Genomic DNA, 17,002 nt, shown 5'->3' with positions numbered 1-17,002 from the left:
CCCGCCGGAGGCTCCCGGTCGATCCGCTGGAAGCCTCCGGCGGGGATATTTTCGAAAAGAAGAAACTAGAAGAACGCCTGAAGCCCGGTGACGGCACGGCCCAGGATCAGGGCATGAACGTCATGCGTTCCTTCATAGGTGTTCACCGTTTCCAGGTTCACCATGTGACGGATCACGTGGAAGTCCTCCTGGATGCCGTTGCCGCCGTGCATGTCGCGGGCCCAGCGGGCGATGTCCAGCGCCTTGCCGCAGTTGTTGCGCTTGATGATCGAGATCATCTCGGGCGCGGCCTTGGCCTCGTCCATCAACCGGCCGACGCGCAGCGATCCCTGAAGCCCCAGGCTGATATCGGTCAGCATGTTGGCAAGCTTCAGCTGGAACAACTGCGTCTGCGCGATCGGGCGGTTGAACTGTTTGCGATCCAGCCCGTACTGGCGCGCGGCGTGGAAGCAGGCCTCGGCCGCGCCCATCACACCCCAGCTGATCCCGTAGCGGGCGCGGTTCAGGCAGCCAAAGGGGCCCTTCAGCCCTTCGACATTGGGCAGAAGCGCATCCTCGCCCACCTCGACGTTGTCCATCACGATCTCGCCGGTGATCGAGGCGCGCAAGGACAACTTGCCGCCGATCTTCGGCGCGGAAAGCCCCTTTGTGCCCTTGTCCAGAACAAAGCCCCGGATCTTGCCGCCATGCGCGTCGGATTTCGCCCAGACAACGAAGACATCGGCGATCGGCGCGTTCGAGATCCACATCTTGGATCCGTTCAGGACGTAGCCGTTCGCGGTCTTCGTCGCACGCGTCTTCATACCCGCCGGGTCCGACCCTGCATCCGGTTCCGTCAGGCCGAAACAGCCGATGAATTCACCCGAGGCAAGCCTGGGCAGATATTTCTGCCGCTGCTCCTCTGAGCCGTAGGCATAGATCGGGTACATCACCAGCGAGGACTGCACCGACATCATCGAGCGGTAGCCGCTGTCGACCCGCTCCACCTCGCGCGCGACAAGGCCATAGGTGACGTAGGATGCGCCCAGTCCGCCGTATTCCTCGGGCACCGTCACGCCCAGAAGCCCCATTTCGCCCATTTCGCGGAAGATCGCGGGGTCGGTATGTTCCTCGCGGAAGGCGGCGGTGACGCGCGGCATCAGCTTTTCCTGCGCGTAGGCGCGGGCGCTGTCGCGCATCATGCGCTCATCCTCCGACAACTGGTCATCCATCCGGAAGGCATCCTCCCAGTCAAAGCGGGACAGGTCGGGGGCGTCTTTGGGTTTCAGGGCCATGGCGGTCTCCTCAGGCAAGCGATTGGCAGAAGCGGGCGATGCGGGCGCAGGCTTCGGTCAGGGAAGTGCGCGAATAGGCGTAGGACAGGCGAAAATGGCCGGGAAGCCCGAAGGCGCGTCCCGGCACAAGGGCCACGCCCTCGGCCCGCAGAAGCGCGGCGGTGAAATCGGCGTCCCGTTCGATCCGCGTTCCGTCCGGCGCCGTCTTGCCGAAGGTCGCCGTGCAGTCGGGAAACAGGTAGAATGCGCCGTCGGCTGACCCGCAGCGGATCAGGCCGGTCGCGTTCAGTGCAGCCTGCACGATGTCGCGGCGGTCGCGGAAGTCGTCGTTGCGTTCCGCAAGCAACTGCTGGTCGCCCGAGATAGCCGCAAGCGCCGCAGCCTGACTGACCGAGGACGCGCCAGAGGTCACCTGCCCCTGAACCGCCGCCATGGCGTCGATCAGGCGCCGCGGCCCGATGCCCCAGCCGATGCGCCAACCGGTCATCGCATAGGACTTGGAAACCCCGTTCACGATCAGCGTGCGTTCCGCAAGGTCCGGCGCGACCGTGCGGAACGAAGCGAAAGGAACGTAGCAGATGTGCTGGTAGATTTCGTCCACGAGGATGCCGACGTGCGGCGCATCGCGCAGCACCCCGGCCAGCGCCGAAAGCTCGGCGGGCGAATAGACCGCGCCCGAGGGGTTTCCGGGCGAATTCAGCAGCACCCATCGGGTCCGCTCCGTGATCGCCCCGGCAAGCGCGGCGGGCGTCAGCTTGAACCCCGCCTCCGCCCCGGCAGCCACGATGACCGGCGTGCCGCCGCAGACGCTGATCATGTCCGGGTAGCTGGTCCAGTAGGGCGCGGCCAGGATCACCTCGTCCCCGGCGTCGAGCGTGGCGAAGAAGGCGTTGAAGATGACCTGTTTCGCCCCGGCGGAAACGATGACCTGGGCCTGTTCGGGGCGGTAGCCGTTTTCGCGTTCGCAAGCCGCGGCGATCGCCGCGCGCAGGACGGGCGTGCCGGCGGTGGGCGTATAGGTTGTCTCCCCCCGCATCGCGGCCTCATGCGCGGCGGCGACAACATGCTGCGGCGTCGGGAAATCAGGCTCCCCAGTCCCCAGGGAGATCACGTCACGACCTTCGCGCTTCAGGGCTGCCGCAGCCTCGGAAATCTGGATGATCTCCGACAGCTCCACCTCGGAAATCCGGGCGGCGCGGCGAAAGGGGTCAAGCGACATGAACCGGCTCCGTTTGTCACGTCTATGCTTTATGCGCCTTTATTGCCCGGCTGAATACTGATATTGCTGCTGCATAATATGCATGGAGCGCATACATGGCGATTCCCCGCCGGCTTATTCCCTCGATCAGCCTGCTGACCGCGTTCGAGGCGGTGTGCCGCACCGGATCGACGCTTGCCGCGGCGCGCGATCTTGACCTGACGCAGGGCGCCGTCAGCCGGCTTATCCAGAACCTCGAGGCGCAACTGGGTGTGCAGCTGTTCCTGCGCGAAGGGCGCAGGCTGCGCCCGACGGACCGGGCGCTGGCCTACGCGCGCGACGTCGGCAAGGCGCTGGACCTGATCTCACGCGGGTCCATGCGCCTGCGGGCGGGAACGGGGGGGGGCACGCTGGCGCTGGCGATACTGCCCACCTTCGGCACGCGCTGGCTGGCGCCCAGACTGCCGCGCTTTCTGTCCGCGCATCCCGGCATAACGATCAACCTCGGCACGCGACTGCGTCCCTTCGACTTCGAGGAGGAAGGATTCGACGCGGCGATTCACTTCGGCGCCGACAGCTGGCCGGGCGCGGGCGCGATCAAGCTGTTCGACGAACGGCTGGTCGCGACCTGTTCGCCCGAATTCCTGGCGGCCAATCCGGCAGGCGACGCCACCGAACTGACGCGAATGCCGCTCTTGCAGCTTGAGACGCGACCGAACGCCTGGGCAAGCTGGTTCCGCCAGCATGGCGTGGACGGGACGCCCGCTCAGGGCATGCTGTTCGATCAGTTCGCCCCAATGATTCAGGCAACGATCCACGGACTTGGGGTCGCCCTTCTGCCCGAATTCCTGGCCAAGGCCGAACTGGCGGACGGCCGGCTGGTCGCGGCCTGGGGCGCGCCGGTCGCCGGCGAAGGCAGCTATTATCTTGTCTGGCCGCGCGTGGGCGAATGGTACCCGCCCTTGCAGGCCTTTCGCGATTGGCTGTTGTCGGAAGCAGCCGATCCAGACGGCGAAGACATGCTGCCCCGTTGACCTTTCGCGCGCATCGCACCACCTTCGAGGCATGAACACGCGCCCCGACATCCACGACCGCCTTGCCGCCTCGCTCAAGCAGGCGCGCCGCGCCAAGGGGCTCAGCCTTGATGCCGTCGCGAAGCTGTCGGGCGTCAGCCGCTCGATGGTCAGCCAGATCGAACGCGGCGAATCAAGTCCGACCGTCGCGACGCTTTGGAATCTGACACAGGCGCTGCAGGTCGATTTCGCGGGGCTGCTTGAAGGACGAACCGCGCCGGGGATCGAGGTCATTCGGGCCGAGGCCGCGCCGGTCATCGCCGGGCGCGGCAAGGGTGTGCGCATCCGCATCCTGTCGCCCGCCGAAGCCGTGGGCGAGACCGAGGTCTATGACCTGAGTTTCGACGCGGGCGGCATCCTTGACAGCGACCCGCACGGGCCTGGATGCCGGGAAAGCCTGACTGTTCTGGAAGGGACATTGGGGGTCGTTTCCGGTGAAGACAGCCAGCTGCTGCAAATAGGTGACACGGCCCGCTACTTCGCCGACCGCCCCCACCGCATCGCGGCCGAAGGTGCTGCGTCGCGGGCGATTCTGATCGTTCAGAATTCCTGAGCGCGCTAACTGAAAGGGCACCGGGAGCCAGGAACAAGGATGCGGATATTCCGTGATTTTGGATCAATATCCGCTATGTTGACTTTTCCGTAATCGCGGATATGTTTCCGCCATATAGGAATGGAGTCTGTCATGTCGGACACGCGCGGGTTTCTGGACCACATCAAGGGCACCCTTGAAACGATCGAGGCCGACGGGCTGATGAAGCGGGAACGGCTGATCACCTCGGCGCAAGGCGCGCATGTGACGGTTGCCGGGCGCGACATGCTGAACCTTTGCGCCAACAACTATCTGGGGCTGGCCGATCACCCGGCGCTGATCGCCGCCGCGAGGACGGCGATGGACGATCATGGCTACGGCATGGCCTCGGTCCGCTTCATCTGCGGCACGCAGGACCTGCATCGGGATCTTGAGGCACGCATCGCCCGCTTCCTGGGCAAGGACGACGCGATCCTGTTCGCGGCCTGTTTCGACGCAAACGGTGGGCTGTTCGAGCCGCTTCTGGGTCCCGAGGACGCGATCATCTCAGACGCGCTGAACCACGCGTCGATCATCGATGGCATTCGGCTTTGCAAGGCGCGGCGCTACCGTTACGCGAATTCCGACATGGCGGATCTTGAGGCGCAGCTGCAGGCCGCGCGTGCGGATGGCGCGCGCTTCGTCATGATCGCGACGGACGGCGTCTTCTCTATGGACGGCTATCTGGCCAAGCTGCCCGAGATCGTGGCGTTGGCAGAGAAATACGGCGCGCTCACCATGGTCGACGACTGCCACGCGACGGGCTTCATGGGCCCAAAGGGGCAGGGCACGCCGGCCCACGCGGGTGTTGCTGTCGACATCCTGACCGGCACGCTTGGCAAGGCCCTTGGCGGGGCGCTTGGCGGTTACATCGCCGGTCCCCAGCCCGTCATCGACCTCTTGCGCCAACGTGCGCGGCCCTATCTGTTCTCGAACGCGCTGCCACCCGCCGTGGTCGCCGCCGGAATCGCGGCGATCGACCTTGTCGAGGCCGCGGATGACCTGCGCGCTGCGCTGTTCGACAACGCCCGTTACTGGCGCGCGGGACTGACCGACGCGGGCTTCACCCTTCTGCCGGGCGAACATCCGATCATCCCGGTCATGCTGGGGGATGCCAAGCTGGCGCAGGGGATGGCATCGGCGCTTTACGAACGCGGCGTCTATGTCTCGGGCTTCTTCTTCCCGGTGGTGCCCAAGGGGCAGGCGCGGATCCGGACGCAGATGAACGCGAAGTTGACGAGGAACGATCTGGATATCGCGCTCGACGCCTTCCGTGGCGCGGGCAAGGCTGTGGGGGCGATCTGATGAGAAACGACATGAAGGCACTGGCGAAGTCGAAACCCGAGATCGGGCTCTGGATGGAGCACCGCCCCGTGCCCGAGATCGGGCCGGACGACGTGCTGATCCGGATCCGCAAGACCGGGATCTGCGGGACCGACATCCACATCTGGAACTGGGACGACTGGGCGGCGAAGACCGTGCCGGTGGGCCTTGTCACCGGGCACGAGTTCGCGGGCGAGATCGTCGAGATCGGCCGCAACGTCGAAGGTTTGACCATCGGCCAGCGCTGTTCGGGCGAAGGCCACCTGATCGGCAAGCAGTCGCGCCAGAGCCGCGCGGGCAAGTTCCACCTTGACCCCGCCACGCGCGGCATCGGCGTCAACGAACAGGGTGCCTTCGCGGAATATCTTCGGCTCCCCGCCTTCAATGTCGTGCCCCTGCCCGACGAGATCGACGATGAGATCGGCGCCATCCTCGATCCTCTGGGCAACGCGGTCCATACCGCGCTGTCCTTCGACCTGGTGGGGGAGGATGTGTTGATCACCGGTGCGGGCCCGATCGGCATCATGGCGGCCGCGGTTGCCCGCCATGTCGGGGCCCGGCACGTCGTCATCACCGACGTGAACCAGGACCGGCTGGACCTGGCAGCCCAGGTCACCGACGTCGTCCCGGTCAACGTCGCGAAACAGGACCTGCGCGAGGTCGAGGGCGTTCTGAAGATGAAGGAGGGCTTCGACGTCGGGATGGAGATGTCGGGCAACCAGGTCGCACTGGACCAGATGGTCGAAAACCTGGTCATGGGCGGGCGCATCGCGATGCTTGGCATTCCTCCGGGCAAGTCGCCGGTGGACTGGTCGCGCATCGTCTTCAAGGCGATCACCATCAAGGGCGTCTACGGACGAGAGATCTTCGAAACCTGGTACAAGATGATCGCGATGCTGGAAAACGGGCTCGACGTTCGGCGGGTGATCACGCACCGTTTCAGGGTCGAAGACTTCCGCGACGGTTTTGAGGTGATGCGCTCGGGCAAAAGCGGCAAGGTTGTGCTGGATTGGGGCTAGCGGGCTTCCCTTGCCGCGCGCCGGTGATAGGCTTTCGCGAAAACGGGGGTGATCGGTGGCGCGCGGCCTGAAGCATCTGTTTACGCTCGATCCATCGGTCACATTCCTGAATCATGGCTCCTATGGCGCCTGTCCGCGGCCGGTGATCGCGGCACAGCGCGCCTGGCAGGACGCGCTGGAACGTCAGCCTGTGGCGTTCATGGACCCGCGACATCTGCGTGAACGCTTCGAGGATGTGCGCAATGCGCTCGCAGGGGAACTGGGCGCGCGCGCGCAGGACCTGTTCTGGTCGACGAACGCCACCGAGGCGCTGAACCTTGTCGCACGATCCCTTCCCTTGGGTCCGGGGGACGAGATCCTGACCTCCGATCACGAATACGCGGCGTTGGACAAGACCTGGGACTTCGTCTGCCGGCGTACGGGCGCAGCGCTGCGCCGCGTCACCGTGTCCTTGCCCCTGTGCTCCGAGGCAGAGCTCACCACGGCCATCCTGGACGGCGTCAGCGACCGGACACGCGTCCTGTTCCTGAGCCACGTCACCTCACCGACCGCGCTTGCCCTGCCCATCGCCCGCGTCGTCGCCGAAGCGCGCGCACGCGGGATCATCACCGTCATCGACGGCGCGCATGGTCCGGGTCTGATCCCCCTGGCACTGGATGCGCTTGGCGCGGATTTCTATGCCGGCAATTGTCACAAGTGGCTGATGGCGCCCAAGGGCGCGGGGTTCCTGCATGTCCGGGATGAGGCGAAACGGTGGCTTGCACCCGGCGTCATCAGCCACGGCTGGGCGCCCGATCTGGCGCCGGGGGATCCCGGTCCTCTGGGCGACGACGCCTTCCTGGACGCTTTCCAGTTCCGGGGAACGCGGGACGCCTCGGCCTGGCTCTCGGTCACGGCGGCCCTCGCATTCCGGCAAGACCAGAATTGGCCGAAGATCGGCGACGACTGCAGGTCGCTCGCCTTGGCAACGGCCCGCATGATCGCCGGGTCGTACGGACAGGTGCTGCCGGGCGCCGATGAGTTTCTGACGCAGATGGTCGCAATTCCCATCCCGCCCTGTGACCCGCTTCGACTGCACGATGCGCTTCTGGCCGAGGATGGGATCGAGGTTCCGGTCATCCGTTGGCGGGACAAATGCTTCGTTCGTCTGTCCGTGCAAGGCTACAACACGCCGGAAGAGGTGGACCGGCTTGCACGGGTACTTGCCCGCCGCTTCCCGCCACGGCGTCACGCGCGCATTCGTTTGCCTTCGGGATCGTAAAGCGGGCGGGGTTGCAGGGCGGCCGCGCGGTGGCGCCCCAGCACCTCGACCGTGTAGGGGGCGTCGTGGTGCCAGGCGTCAGGCAAGACATAACCCATGGCGATGTGCTGCCCGACCGCCGGACCCCAACCGCCCGAGGTGACATATCCCACCGGCTCACCCTCAAGAAAGATCGCCTCTCCGCCCCAGACGGCATCTGCGCCCGCATCGACGGTGAATGTGGCGATGCGCTCGCGCAGGACCGGCCCCGCACTTAGTGCCGCGCGGCCGACGAAGTCGCCCTTGTCCACGGCGACATGGCGCATCAGTCCCGCTTCTTGGGGCGTATAGTCGGCCGAAAGCTCCAGCCCCCAGGCGGGGAAGGACTTTTCCAGCCGCGTCATCATCAGGCTGCGGCTGCCGACCAGCGCCAATCCGCGCCCGCGCCCCGCGGCCAACAAGGCATCGAAGACCCGCGCCTGCCGGTCGCGTGGCATGTAAAGCTCATACCCGCGTTCCCCCGTGAAGGACACGCGCAGCACGATCACATCCGGCACCCCCGCGACGGTCATTTCTGCTGCGGACAGGAATGGAAAACGCGCGCTGTCCAGGTCGCCCTCGGTCACCTCGGTTAGCACATCGCGCGACAGAGGCCCGCACAGGTGCAGGCCCGCCAGATCGACCGAGCGGTTGACGATTTCGACGCCGGTCGCCGGCAGGTCGCGCCTGAACCGGCGCAGGAAGGCAAGTTGCATCGCGTCCGATCCAAGCAGCACGAACCGGTCGGGTCCAAGCCGCGCGGCGGATAGATCGCCCGCGATGCGCCCCCCTTCGGTCAGCATCGGGTTCAGGGTCAGGCGACCGATTGCCGGCAGTCGGCCCGCAAGGATCCGGTCCAGCCAGGCGGCGGCGCCCGACCCCCGGACCTCGAATTTCGACAGGGCCGTGTACTCCATCAACCCCGCCGCCTCGCGAATACGTCGCCCCTCGTCCGCGACGGGCTGCCACCAGTTCGGCTGGCGGTAGGTCAGGGTATCACGCTGCCCCGGACGTGGCGCGAACCAGTTCGCATGTTCGTTCCCGAACGAGAAACCGAACACCGCACCGGCCTCGTGAAGCCGGTCTTGGATGGGCATCGGCCGGACCGGGCGCCCCGCGTCGACTTCCTGTAAGGGATACCCGCGCTCGCACCTGTGTTCGTAGAAGTAGCGCACCCGCGCCTCGGTGAAGGCGCCCGGAGCCCAGTCTCCGAAGCGGGCGACATCCCAGGACAAGGCGTCGACACCGGGATCGCCCTCGGTGATCCAGTCTGCCAGGATCTTGCCGACGCCGGGTCCCTGGTTGAAGCCGGTCATCACGCCGTTGGCGCAAAAATAGTTGCGAAGCGCGGGATGCGGACCAAGAAGCGGGGCAAGGTCGGGGGAAAACATCATCGGCCCGTTGATCGCGCGCTTGACGCCCGCCGTGGCCAGGCACGGCATCATCCCGACCGCTTGTTCGAAGTTCCAGTCCATGCGCGACAGGTCGTCGGGCAGAAGCTCATGCCCGAAATCGGCGGGCGTGCCCTCGCGCGACCAAGGGGTGCAGCGTCCCTCGTAGGCGCCGAACAACAGGCCCCTGCCCTCCTGCCGGGCATAGCAGCCGATCTCGTTGTCGTTGATCTGCGGTAACTCGAAGCCAAGGGCGGCGATTTCGGGGATGGTCTCGGTCACGAGGTAGTGATGCTCGACCGGCATCAGCGGCAGTTCGACCCCCGCAAGCCGGCCCACCTCCCGCGCCCAAAGCCCGGCGGCATTGACGACATGTTCCGCATGAATCGTGCCGTGCGGGGTTTCGACGTCCCAGGATCCGTCCGCGCGCGGCCGGGTTGCGGTCACGGGCGTCTGCCGTTCTATGACCGCGCCCAGCTTTCGGGCGGCGGCGGCAAAGGCCTGTGTCGCAGAGGCCGGATCGACGTGGCCGCCCTCCTCTTCCCAAAGCGCGGCGGTCATGCGGCGGGCGTCAAGGATCGGGCAACGCGACGCGGCTTCTTCGGGCGGCAGGAAATGGCTTTCGATGCCAAGCCTGCGGCAGGCGGATTGCAGCCTTGTGTGGGCCAGGACCTCGTCTTCGCTGCGGCAGATGCTGATCCCGCCCGTCAGGTGAAACCCGACGGGCTGGCCGCTTTCACGCTCGATGTCCCTGTAGCTGCGGAAGGAATAGAGCTGCATCTGGGCGGCCAGGTTCGGCTGGGTCAGCGTGAACAGGCTTCCCGCCGCGTGCCAGCTTGATCCCGATGTAAGCTCCTGCCGTTCCAGAAGCACGAGGTCCCGCCAGCCCGCCCTGGCAAGATGATACAACACCGCGCAGCCGACGATCCCGCCCCCGATCACCACCACCCGCGCGACTTGCTGCATGACGCTTCCCCGGTCGATACCCTTGTGTAAGTCGTGCCGCCCGTCATCCCCGGATGACGGAGAGCGCCCTTGCATGAAGTTCTGCCGACGCCGCTGCGACGACCGGAACATTCTGGCCCATGCCCAGGGGGCGTCCTTCCCAATCCGTCATCACGCCCCCGGCTTCTTCCACCAGCAGGGCGACGGGGTGATAGTCGTAGGGCTGAAGGTCGAAATCGATGACGACATCGGCGTGACCCATCGCCAGAAGACCGTAGGGATAGCAGTCATAGGACAGCCGCCGCGTCTTTCCAAACTCCATGATGCGGGCAAAGACGCCGCGATTCGCGCGCCAGATCTTTTCGCCCTCGTTGATGTAGACCGACGCTCCCTCGGCATCCGTGCGGCCCGAGGTGCGAATGGGCGCGCCGTTCAGGAAGGCGCCCTGCCCCTTTTCTGCGGCAAAGACCTCGCCTGTCGGCGGGATGGAAACAACGGCAAGCTGCGGCTTGCCCCGGTGCAGCTTTGCCAGAAGGAAGCCGAACAGCGGATGGCCCGTGATGAAGCTGCGCGTTCCGTCGATCGGATCGACGATCCACAGGTCATCGCGTTCCGCGCCCTCGATTCCATGCTCTTCCCCGAAGATGCCGTGGCCGGGAAATCTTTCGGCGATGATCGTGCGCACCTCTGCCTCGACAGCCCGGTCTGCGACGGTCACCGGGCTTTCATCCGCCTTGAACTCGACCCCGAGGCGGGTACGGAAATGGGACAGCGCCACGGGCCGGGCCGCCCTGGCGATCGCGATGGCATCTTCCAGTGTCGCGCGGGCAACCATGGGCTAGTCCTTCCTGCGGGCGATCAGGGTGACGACTTCAGCCAGCGCGAGCGCGCGGGCGATCGGCTCTGGCGGGGCGCGGTCGCTGACCATCAGATCGACGTCTTCGGCCGCGACCGTCGCCACCGGGGCCTGCCGACCGAACTTTTCATGGTCGACCCCGACGATTCGGCGGCGCGCGCGGCTGGCGGCGAGCCGCGCGATGCTGGCCTCTGCCGGATTGAAGACCGTGAAGCCCGTCCGTTCCGTCAAGCCGTTCGCGGACAGGATCACCGCATCGAAGGAAAAGCCGCGAATGGCGGCCTCGGCCAGCGGGCCATAGTTTCCGCGCTCTTCACCACCCAGTTCGCCGCCGGTCAGGAACACCCGGTTGTCGTTGTGGTTTGCCAGGACCTGCGCCGCCATCAGAGAATTGGTGACGACCATCAGGCGATGCCGCTCCCTCAGCGCCTCGGCGGTCAGGCTGGTGGTGGTCCCCACGTCCAGGAACACGCACATTCCGTCCTGGATCTCCTCTGCGACAGCGGCTGCGATCTGCCGCTTGCCATCGGTGTTCTGGGCGATGCGCTGATGAAACCCCGGCTCTGCGCCGACAAGCAGCGTGCCGCCGTGCATGCGCTCGGCGCGCCCCTCCCGCTCAAGCTGCTTTGCAAGCCGGCGCACCGTTTCCTCGGATACGTCCAGCGCGCGCGCGATTTCGGCGTTGCGGGCCGATCCGCCGTAACGCCGCAGGACTTCCAGAAACTCATGTTCGCGATGCGTTGCCTTGACCGGCTTGCTTTTCGGCATGGAATCCCTCTGGGAAAACACTTACACATATTTCCACACATAAAACCACACGATAAATCGCGAGGGGAACCCGTGATGACGCAGCCGGACAATGTGCTTTTCGTGGTGATCGACCAGTTGCGCGCAGACTGTCTTTGGGGCGCGCTTGCCGATCATGCAGTGCTTCCCAACATCCGTGCGCTCGCGGCGGACGCGATGGCGTTCCGCAATCACCATTCGGTCGCCAATCCCTGCGGACCCGCGCGGGCTTCGCTGCTGACCGGGCAATATGCGATGAACCATCGCTCAGTCCGCAACGGAACGCCGCTGCCGCACGACAAGCCAAACCTGGCGACCGAGGCGCGCAAGGCGGGCTATCAGCCGCTGCTGTTCGGCTATACCGACATTGCCAAGGATCCCCGCATCCATCACCCCAACGACCCGGCACTGAAATCCTATGAGCAGGTGATTCCCGGTTTCGACGAGGTTGTCGAAATGCGGATGGAACTGAGCACGCCGTGGCGCGCGCACCTGATCAGCCGGGGCTACGACGTGCCGGACTATCCCGACATCTTCCGCCAGAGCGGCCCGAACCTCACCGACCCCGCCCTTTACCGCGCCGAGGACAGCGACACCGCCTTTTTGACCGATCAGGTGATCAGCCACCTTCGTGCCACCCGTCCGGGCTGGTTCGCGCATGTGACCTATCTGCGGCCCCATCCCCCGCTTGTCGCGCCAGAGCCGTGGAACCGCCTGATCGATCCCGCCCGCCTTCCCTTGCCTCTGGTGACCGAAAGCCGCAGCGCGGCGATGGCCTCGCACCCCTTCGTCGCCCCGGCGCTTGCGGCCGCGACGGCATCCGACATGGTCGAGGGCTTCCCCGGCCTGGAACCAACGGACGACACGGTCCGTACCCTGCGCGCGCTCTACCTTGGCCTTGCCGCCGAGGTGGATCATCACCTTGGGCGGATCCTGACCTGGCTGAAGGACAGCGGGCAATACGACCGAACCCTGATCGTCGTGACCGCCGACCATGGCGAGATGCTGGGCGATCATCACGGTTGGGGAAAGATGCACTATCACGCGCCAGCCTGGCACGTTCCCCTGATCCTGCGCGACCCAAGGGCCAGACGCGCGCGCGGAATCGCGACCGATCTGCCGACCGAGTCGATCGACATAACGCCGACGATCCTTGACTGGATAGGCCAGGCGCGCCCTCCGACGATGGACGGGCGCAGCCTTCTGCCGCTGCTGACGGGCGCGGCGCCGGATGACTGGCGCGCGCATACGGTGTCGGAACTGGATTACGCCGACCCTGTGAAGCCGACGGTGTGGGAAGCTTCGCTCGGCCTGGGCGCCGAGCGATGCAACCTGGCGATCCTGCGGACCGAGACGCATGTTCTGGTCCATTTCAACGGCGGCCTGCCACCCCTGCTGTTCGATCGGCGCGAGGGACCGCACGCGCGCAACCTCGCAACCGATCCGGCGCAGGTCCCGCTGCTTCTTGCGCTGACGCAAAGGCTGCTGGACCACCGGATGACCCATGCCGAAGGGCTGTTCGCCCGCACACGGGCAACCCATGACGGGTGCCTGACGGCCTGAGCGCCGTTTGCCGCAATCAGCCCACAGCGATGCGCGGACGCCCCTGGGCGGTGACCCTCAACCGTGCTTCGATGAACATCGGTTGGCCCTCGATCTCGATCTCCCGGATGTCGCGGTCGACGGTCAGCCGCAGCTCCTCGACCCCCGAGGCGCGGGCGCGGCTGGTCGCCTCTTCCGACAGCGCCGCCTCAAGTGCCGCGATGGCCGCCGATTGATCGGCAAAGCGGGCGGGGCCGGCGGGCAGATGCGCGGAAAATATGCCAGGGCCGGGGCTGGTCACAATCCCTTCGGAATGCATCGCGATCTGGCCCACGACGGCGCCGATGGCGTTCGCGACGCCCGCGTGCTCTGGCAGGATCATGCGGGCACCGACACGCTCGCCCACCGCGCCGTAGTAGGACGGCGCAGAAGCGCCAAGCCCAATGACCGGAACGCCCAGGCTGGCGTTCAGCCGAACCACGCCGGAATGCACGGCGAAAGCGGCCCGCGTCAGCGCGTGGCGGGCCAGAACCTCGGGCGCCTCCTGCGGCCAGGCTGCACCGTCCTCGGCGAAGGCTGCCTCAAGCAGGCACTCGACCGTCTGCTGCGTCAGCTGATCGACGATGCGGCCCGCCAGCGCCTCGGGCGCCGGGGCGATCCGGTCGCCGCGCCCATTCCGCCGCCTGGCGAACAAGGTCAGCCCCTTGCGCGCCGCGTCGGCATCCCAGCTGTCGAGCCGGCCAAGGACGTGGGCCGCGTCCGAGGGCGTGACGCCCGCGATCATCACTGCGCCCCGCGACACGAGCTTCATCAGCGCGGGAAACTCAAGCCGGGTGCGAACCGCGTCGACAACCCGCATCGGACCGGCAAGCAGACGTTCGGCGACCGCCGCCTCGCGCGGGGCCAGACCCGCGGGCGGGCCGTCCTTCCACATCGGGATCGCGAACCGGCCATCCTGTTCGCTGGCCATATCGGTGCCCAGCCAGGAATCCAGCGCGCCGTGGACCAGTTCGGGCCAGTCGCGCGCCGCAAGGGACAGCGGCATCAGGCGGCGCGGACCCAGTCTCAGGCTGGTCTCCAGACCGTCGATCAGGTGCACCTCGCTGTCGCCCCCCAAACCCGTCGTCCGCATCGCCACGGCCTCGACCATGGTGCGGTAGGGACCGACCCGCGCGCCCAAGGGGTCGATTTTGGGTTTGCCGTCCTGCAGCAGGCAGACATCCGTCGTCGTTCCGCCGATGTCGGAGACCAGCGCCTCGGTTTCGCCGGACAGCCAGCTTGCCCCCGCGATCGAGGCCGCGGGACCGGACAGGATCGTCTCGATCGGCCGCTCGCGCGCGAGGTTCGAGGACACCAGCGCGCCATCGCCCCGGACGACCATCAGCGGCGCTATGATTCCGCGTGCGGCCATATGCGCCTCGCACGCCGTGATAAGCCCGTCGATCATCCCGATCAGACGGGCGTTCAACACCGCCGTCAACGCGCGCCGGGGCCCGTTCAGGCCCGCGCTCAGTTCATGCGAACAGGTGACCGGGCGATGCGCCAGACTGCGGATGGCATCCCGCGCCGCGATCTCGTGCGCGGGGTTGCGGGTCGCGAAGGCAGACGCGACGGCAAAACCCGTGACCTCCGGCCCAAGGCGCAGTGCGGCGGCCTCGACCGCGACCATGTCCAGCGCCGTGGCCTCGGCGCCCGCATGGTTGTGGCCTCCGGCGATGCGCACGACCGGGTCGCCCTTCATCGCCTCTTCCAGACCCGCGCGTGCAAGCTCTGCCGCCTCGAATCCGATGAAGATCAGCGCGACGCGACCGCCCTGCCCCTCGACCAGCGCGTTCGTCGCAAGCGTGGTGGAAAGCGAGACCATGCCGACCTGTGACGCATCGATGCCGGCCTGACCCAAGGCGGCGTCAATGGCACGTCCGACCCCCAGCGACAGGTCCGGCCGAGTCGTGAGCGACTTTGCCGAGGCGATCACGCGGTCCTCTGCCTCGTTCAGGATCACCGCGTCGGTGTAGGTACCGCCGGTATCGACGCCCAGAAGATATGCCATGCCTTTTCCCTCAACCGGCGTCCCTGAGGATCCGCCCCGCCCCGATCCATCCCGTCAGAATCGACGGCGCATTTGTATTCCCGCCGATCAGCGTGGGAAAGACCGACGCGTCACAGACCCTGAGCCCCTCGACACCCCGGACCTTCAGATCGGGATCGACCGCCGAGGCCGCCGGATCGCGGCCCATGCGAACGGTGCAGGACGGATGGAAGACCGTGCCCGATCGCGCACGGAAATCGGCGATAAGATCCTCGTCCGTGTGCACCTCGGGACCGGGTCGCAGCTCTTCGGCAATCAGGCCGCGGATCGGATCCTGCGCCGCGATGTGGCGCAGGAACTTCACCGCAAGCAGCATTTCGTCGACATCGTGATTGGTCGAAAACGCGTTGGCGACGATCTTGGGCGCCGCGAAGGGATCGCCCGAATTCAGCGTGATTTCACCCCTGCTGGTCGGACGGCAATTCGAAAGTCCGATCGACAGCCCCGAGAACGGATCGGGCGTCAGCAGCGGCCGTTCCCCGTCGCGGGGGATCAGCGTCGAGAACGCCTGGAAGTAAAGCTGCATGTTCGGGCGCGGCAGGTCAGGCGAGGTGCGGAAGAACCCGCCCGCGTGGTTGATCGACTTGGCCAACGGACCCGCGCCGCCCATGAAGTACTTCATCCCCGCAAACGCCTTGCCCCACCACGGGCGCAGAAGGTCGTTGTAGGTCGGCACCTTCATCCGCCAGGTGTAGTTGATGCCCTGGTGGTCGTTCAGGTTCTGTCCAACCGCCGGAAGGTCGGCCAAGACCTCGATGCCGTGGTCCTTCAGGTGCCCGGCCGGGCCGATGCCCGACAACATCAGCAACTGGGGCGAGTTGATCGCGCCGCCCGACAGGATCACCTCACGACCGGCGCGGACCTTGTGCAGCTTGCCGGCATGGTAGTACTCGACCCCGACCGCGCGCCGCCCCTCGAACAGGACGCGCGTGGCGTGTGCATGGGTCCGCACAGTCACGTTCTTGCGCTTCATCGCGGGGCGCAGGAAGGCACGCGCCGTCGAATTGCGGCGGGCCCCCTTTATCGTCATCTGGTAGATACCGACGCCTTCCTGTTGGCCGCCATTGAAGTCCTCCGTCCTCGGCAGACCGGCGGCCTCGGCGGAACGGACGTAGCTGTCGACCAGCGGATGCAAGTCGCGCCGGTTGGCCGAGATGAAAAGTGGGCCACCTGCGCCGCGCAACTCGTTCCCCCCGGCCTCGTTGTCCTCGATCGCGCGATAGGCTTCGCGCGCCGCGTTCCAACCCCAGTCGGCGCCCGCCTCTGCCTCCCAGTCGTCGTAGTCGCTCTGATGTCCGCGGATCCAGACCATCGCGTTGATCGAGCTCGATCCGCCCAGAATCTTGCCACGCGGCCAGAAATCGCGGGTTCCCGCCAGCCCCGGATCGGGCTCGGTCCGATACATCCAGTTGACGTCGGGGTTGAAGAACAGCTTGCCGTAGCCCAACGGAAGGTTGACATAGAAGCGGCGGTCCGATCCGCCGGCTTCCAGCACCAGCACCCTGTGGCGCCCGTTCGCGGACAGCCTTTCGGCCAGCACGCAACCCGCAGATCCCGCGCCGACAATGATGTAATCGAACCCGTCCAACTCAAACTCCCCAAGGCGTGGCAAAAGCCCTGATGCACCCGGCCACGCCCGGTTTCAGTCCGATCCGC

The 17,002-nt window shown here is 66.4% G+C and carries 13 protein-coding genes; 6 read left to right on the top strand and 7 right to left on the bottom strand.

Annotated features, from left to right (window positions below; genetic code table 11):
• Positions 1 to 65 precede the first annotated feature (65 nt).
• Together OEW28_RS03615 and OEW28_RS03610 are read right to left on the bottom strand one after the other, a co-directional pair.
• On the bottom strand, positions 66 to 1,274 hold the full coding sequence (locus OEW28_RS03615) for an acyl-CoA dehydrogenase (RefSeq protein ID WP_263733348.1): 1,209 nt from the start codon (positions 1,272 to 1,274) through the stop codon (positions 66 to 68).
• Between the two features lie 10 nt (positions 1,275 to 1,284).
• Positions 1,285 to 2,493 carry a pyridoxal phosphate-dependent aminotransferase gene (locus tag OEW28_RS03610; protein WP_263733347.1) on the bottom strand — a complete coding sequence of 403 codons (1,209 nt, stop codon included), beginning with the start codon at positions 2,491 to 2,493 and terminating at the stop codon, positions 1,285 to 1,287.
• Between the two features lie 95 nt (positions 2,494 to 2,588).
• On the opposite strand from OEW28_RS03610, the gene OEW28_RS03605 reads away from it, so the two are divergent.
• The 5 genes from OEW28_RS03605 (at position 2,589) to OEW28_RS03585 (ending at position 7,719) form a co-directional block, all read left to right on the top strand.
• Complete coding sequence (locus tag OEW28_RS03605) at positions 2,589 to 3,506, top strand: LysR family transcriptional regulator (protein ID WP_263733346.1); 918 nt, start codon at positions 2,589 to 2,591, stop codon at positions 3,504 to 3,506.
• 31 nt (positions 3,507 to 3,537) lie between these two features.
• Positions 3,538 to 4,098: a helix-turn-helix domain-containing protein gene (locus OEW28_RS03600; RefSeq protein WP_263733345.1), complete on the top strand. Its 561-nt coding sequence runs from the start codon at positions 3,538 to 3,540 to the stop codon at positions 4,096 to 4,098.
• A gap of 132 nt (positions 4,099 to 4,230) precedes the next feature.
• A complete protein-coding gene (locus OEW28_RS03595; protein ID WP_263733344.1) occupies positions 4,231 to 5,421 on the top strand; it encodes a glycine C-acetyltransferase in 1,191 nt (396 codons plus the stop codon).
• Between the two features lie 11 nt (positions 5,422 to 5,432).
• Complete coding sequence (gene tdh / locus OEW28_RS03590) at positions 5,433 to 6,458, top strand: L-threonine 3-dehydrogenase (RefSeq protein WP_263734366.1); 1,026 nt, start codon at positions 5,433 to 5,435, stop codon at positions 6,456 to 6,458.
• 55 nt (positions 6,459 to 6,513) lie between these two features.
• Positions 6,514 to 7,719, top strand: a complete 1,206-nt coding sequence (locus OEW28_RS03585; protein ID WP_263733343.1) for an aminotransferase class V-fold PLP-dependent enzyme — start codon at positions 6,514 to 6,516, stop codon at positions 7,717 to 7,719.
• Here the strand turns inward: OEW28_RS03585 and OEW28_RS03580 are convergent.
• From OEW28_RS03580 to OEW28_RS03570, 3 genes are read right to left on the bottom strand one after another with little or no spacing between them, the layout of a single operon-like run.
• A complete protein-coding gene (locus tag OEW28_RS03580) occupies positions 7,686 to 10,094 on the bottom strand; it encodes an FAD-dependent oxidoreductase (RefSeq protein ID WP_263733341.1) in 2,409 nt (802 codons plus the stop codon). The genes OEW28_RS03585 and OEW28_RS03580 overlap by 34 nt on opposite strands.
• A 43-nt stretch (positions 10,095 to 10,137) precedes the next feature.
• A complete protein-coding gene (locus OEW28_RS03575) occupies positions 10,138 to 10,908 on the bottom strand; it encodes an inositol monophosphatase family protein (RefSeq protein WP_263733340.1) in 771 nt (256 codons plus the stop codon).
• Positions 10,909 to 10,911: 3 nt separating this feature from the next.
• The gene (locus OEW28_RS03570; RefSeq protein WP_263733339.1) at positions 10,912 to 11,697 is read right to left on the bottom strand and encodes a DeoR/GlpR family DNA-binding transcription regulator; all 786 of its coding nucleotides are present in this window, start codon (positions 11,695 to 11,697) and stop codon (positions 10,912 to 10,914) included.
• 75 nt (positions 11,698 to 11,772) lie between these two features.
• On the opposite strand from OEW28_RS03570, the gene OEW28_RS03565 reads away from it, so the two are divergent.
• A complete protein-coding gene (locus tag OEW28_RS03565; protein WP_263733338.1) occupies positions 11,773 to 13,278 on the top strand; it encodes a sulfatase-like hydrolase/transferase in 1,506 nt (501 codons plus the stop codon).
• A 16-nt stretch (positions 13,279 to 13,294) separates the two neighbouring features.
• Here the strand turns inward: OEW28_RS03565 and OEW28_RS03560 are convergent, their stop codons facing one another.
• Positions 13,295 to 15,307, bottom strand: coding sequence for a hydantoinase/oxoprolinase family protein (locus OEW28_RS03560; protein WP_263733337.1), 2,013 nt, complete (start codon positions 15,305 to 15,307; stop codon positions 13,295 to 13,297).
• Positions 15,308 to 15,317: 10 nt separating this feature from the next.
• Entirely contained in the window at positions 15,318 to 16,934 is a 1,617-nt protein-coding gene (locus OEW28_RS03555; protein ID WP_263733336.1) for a GMC family oxidoreductase, read from the bottom strand.
• Positions 16,935 to 17,002: the final 68 nt, after the last annotated feature.

It is taken from the genome of Albidovulum marisflavi, from assembly GCF_025751435.1.
In the GTDB taxonomy this organism is placed as follows: Bacteria; Pseudomonadota; Alphaproteobacteria; order Rhodobacterales; family Rhodobacteraceae; genus Albidovulum; species Albidovulum marisflavi.
This window is presented reverse-complemented; position numbering and strand designations above follow the sequence as displayed.

What these genes read in the sequence shown, in the direction of transcription:
- OEW28_RS03615 (WP_263733348.1), bottom strand. Translation starts at nt 1,274, where the DNA reads ATGGCCCTGAAACCCAAAGACGCCCCCGACCTGTCCCGCTTTGACTGG.
- OEW28_RS03610 (WP_263733347.1), bottom strand. Translation starts at nt 2,493, where the DNA reads ATGTCGCTTGACCCCTTTCGCCGCGCCGCCCGGATTTCCGAGGTGGAG.
- OEW28_RS03605 (WP_263733346.1), top strand. Translation starts at nt 2,589, where the DNA reads ATGGCGATTCCCCGCCGGCTTATTCCCTCGATCAGCCTGCTGACCGCG.
- OEW28_RS03600 (WP_263733345.1), top strand. Translation starts at nt 3,538, where the DNA reads ATGAACACGCGCCCCGACATCCACGACCGCCTTGCCGCCTCGCTCAAG.
- OEW28_RS03595 (WP_263733344.1), top strand. Translation starts at nt 4,231, where the DNA reads ATGTCGGACACGCGCGGGTTTCTGGACCACATCAAGGGCACCCTTGAA.
- tdh (WP_263734366.1), top strand. Translation starts at nt 5,433, where the DNA reads ATGAAGGCACTGGCGAAGTCGAAACCCGAGATCGGGCTCTGGATGGAG.
- OEW28_RS03580 (WP_263733341.1), bottom strand. Translation starts at nt 10,094, where the DNA reads ATGCAGCAAGTCGCGCGGGTGGTGGTGATCGGGGGCGGGATCGTCGGC.
- OEW28_RS03575 (WP_263733340.1), bottom strand. Translation starts at nt 10,908, where the DNA reads ATGGTTGCCCGCGCGACACTGGAAGATGCCATCGCGATCGCCAGGGCG.
- OEW28_RS03570 (WP_263733339.1), bottom strand. Translation starts at nt 11,697, where the DNA reads ATGCCGAAAAGCAAGCCGGTCAAGGCAACGCATCGCGAACATGAGTTT.
- OEW28_RS03565 (WP_263733338.1), top strand. Translation starts at nt 11,773, where the DNA reads ATGACGCAGCCGGACAATGTGCTTTTCGTGGTGATCGACCAGTTGCGC.
- OEW28_RS03560 (WP_263733337.1), bottom strand. Translation starts at nt 15,307, where the DNA reads ATGGCATATCTTCTGGGCGTCGATACCGGCGGTACCTACACCGACGCG.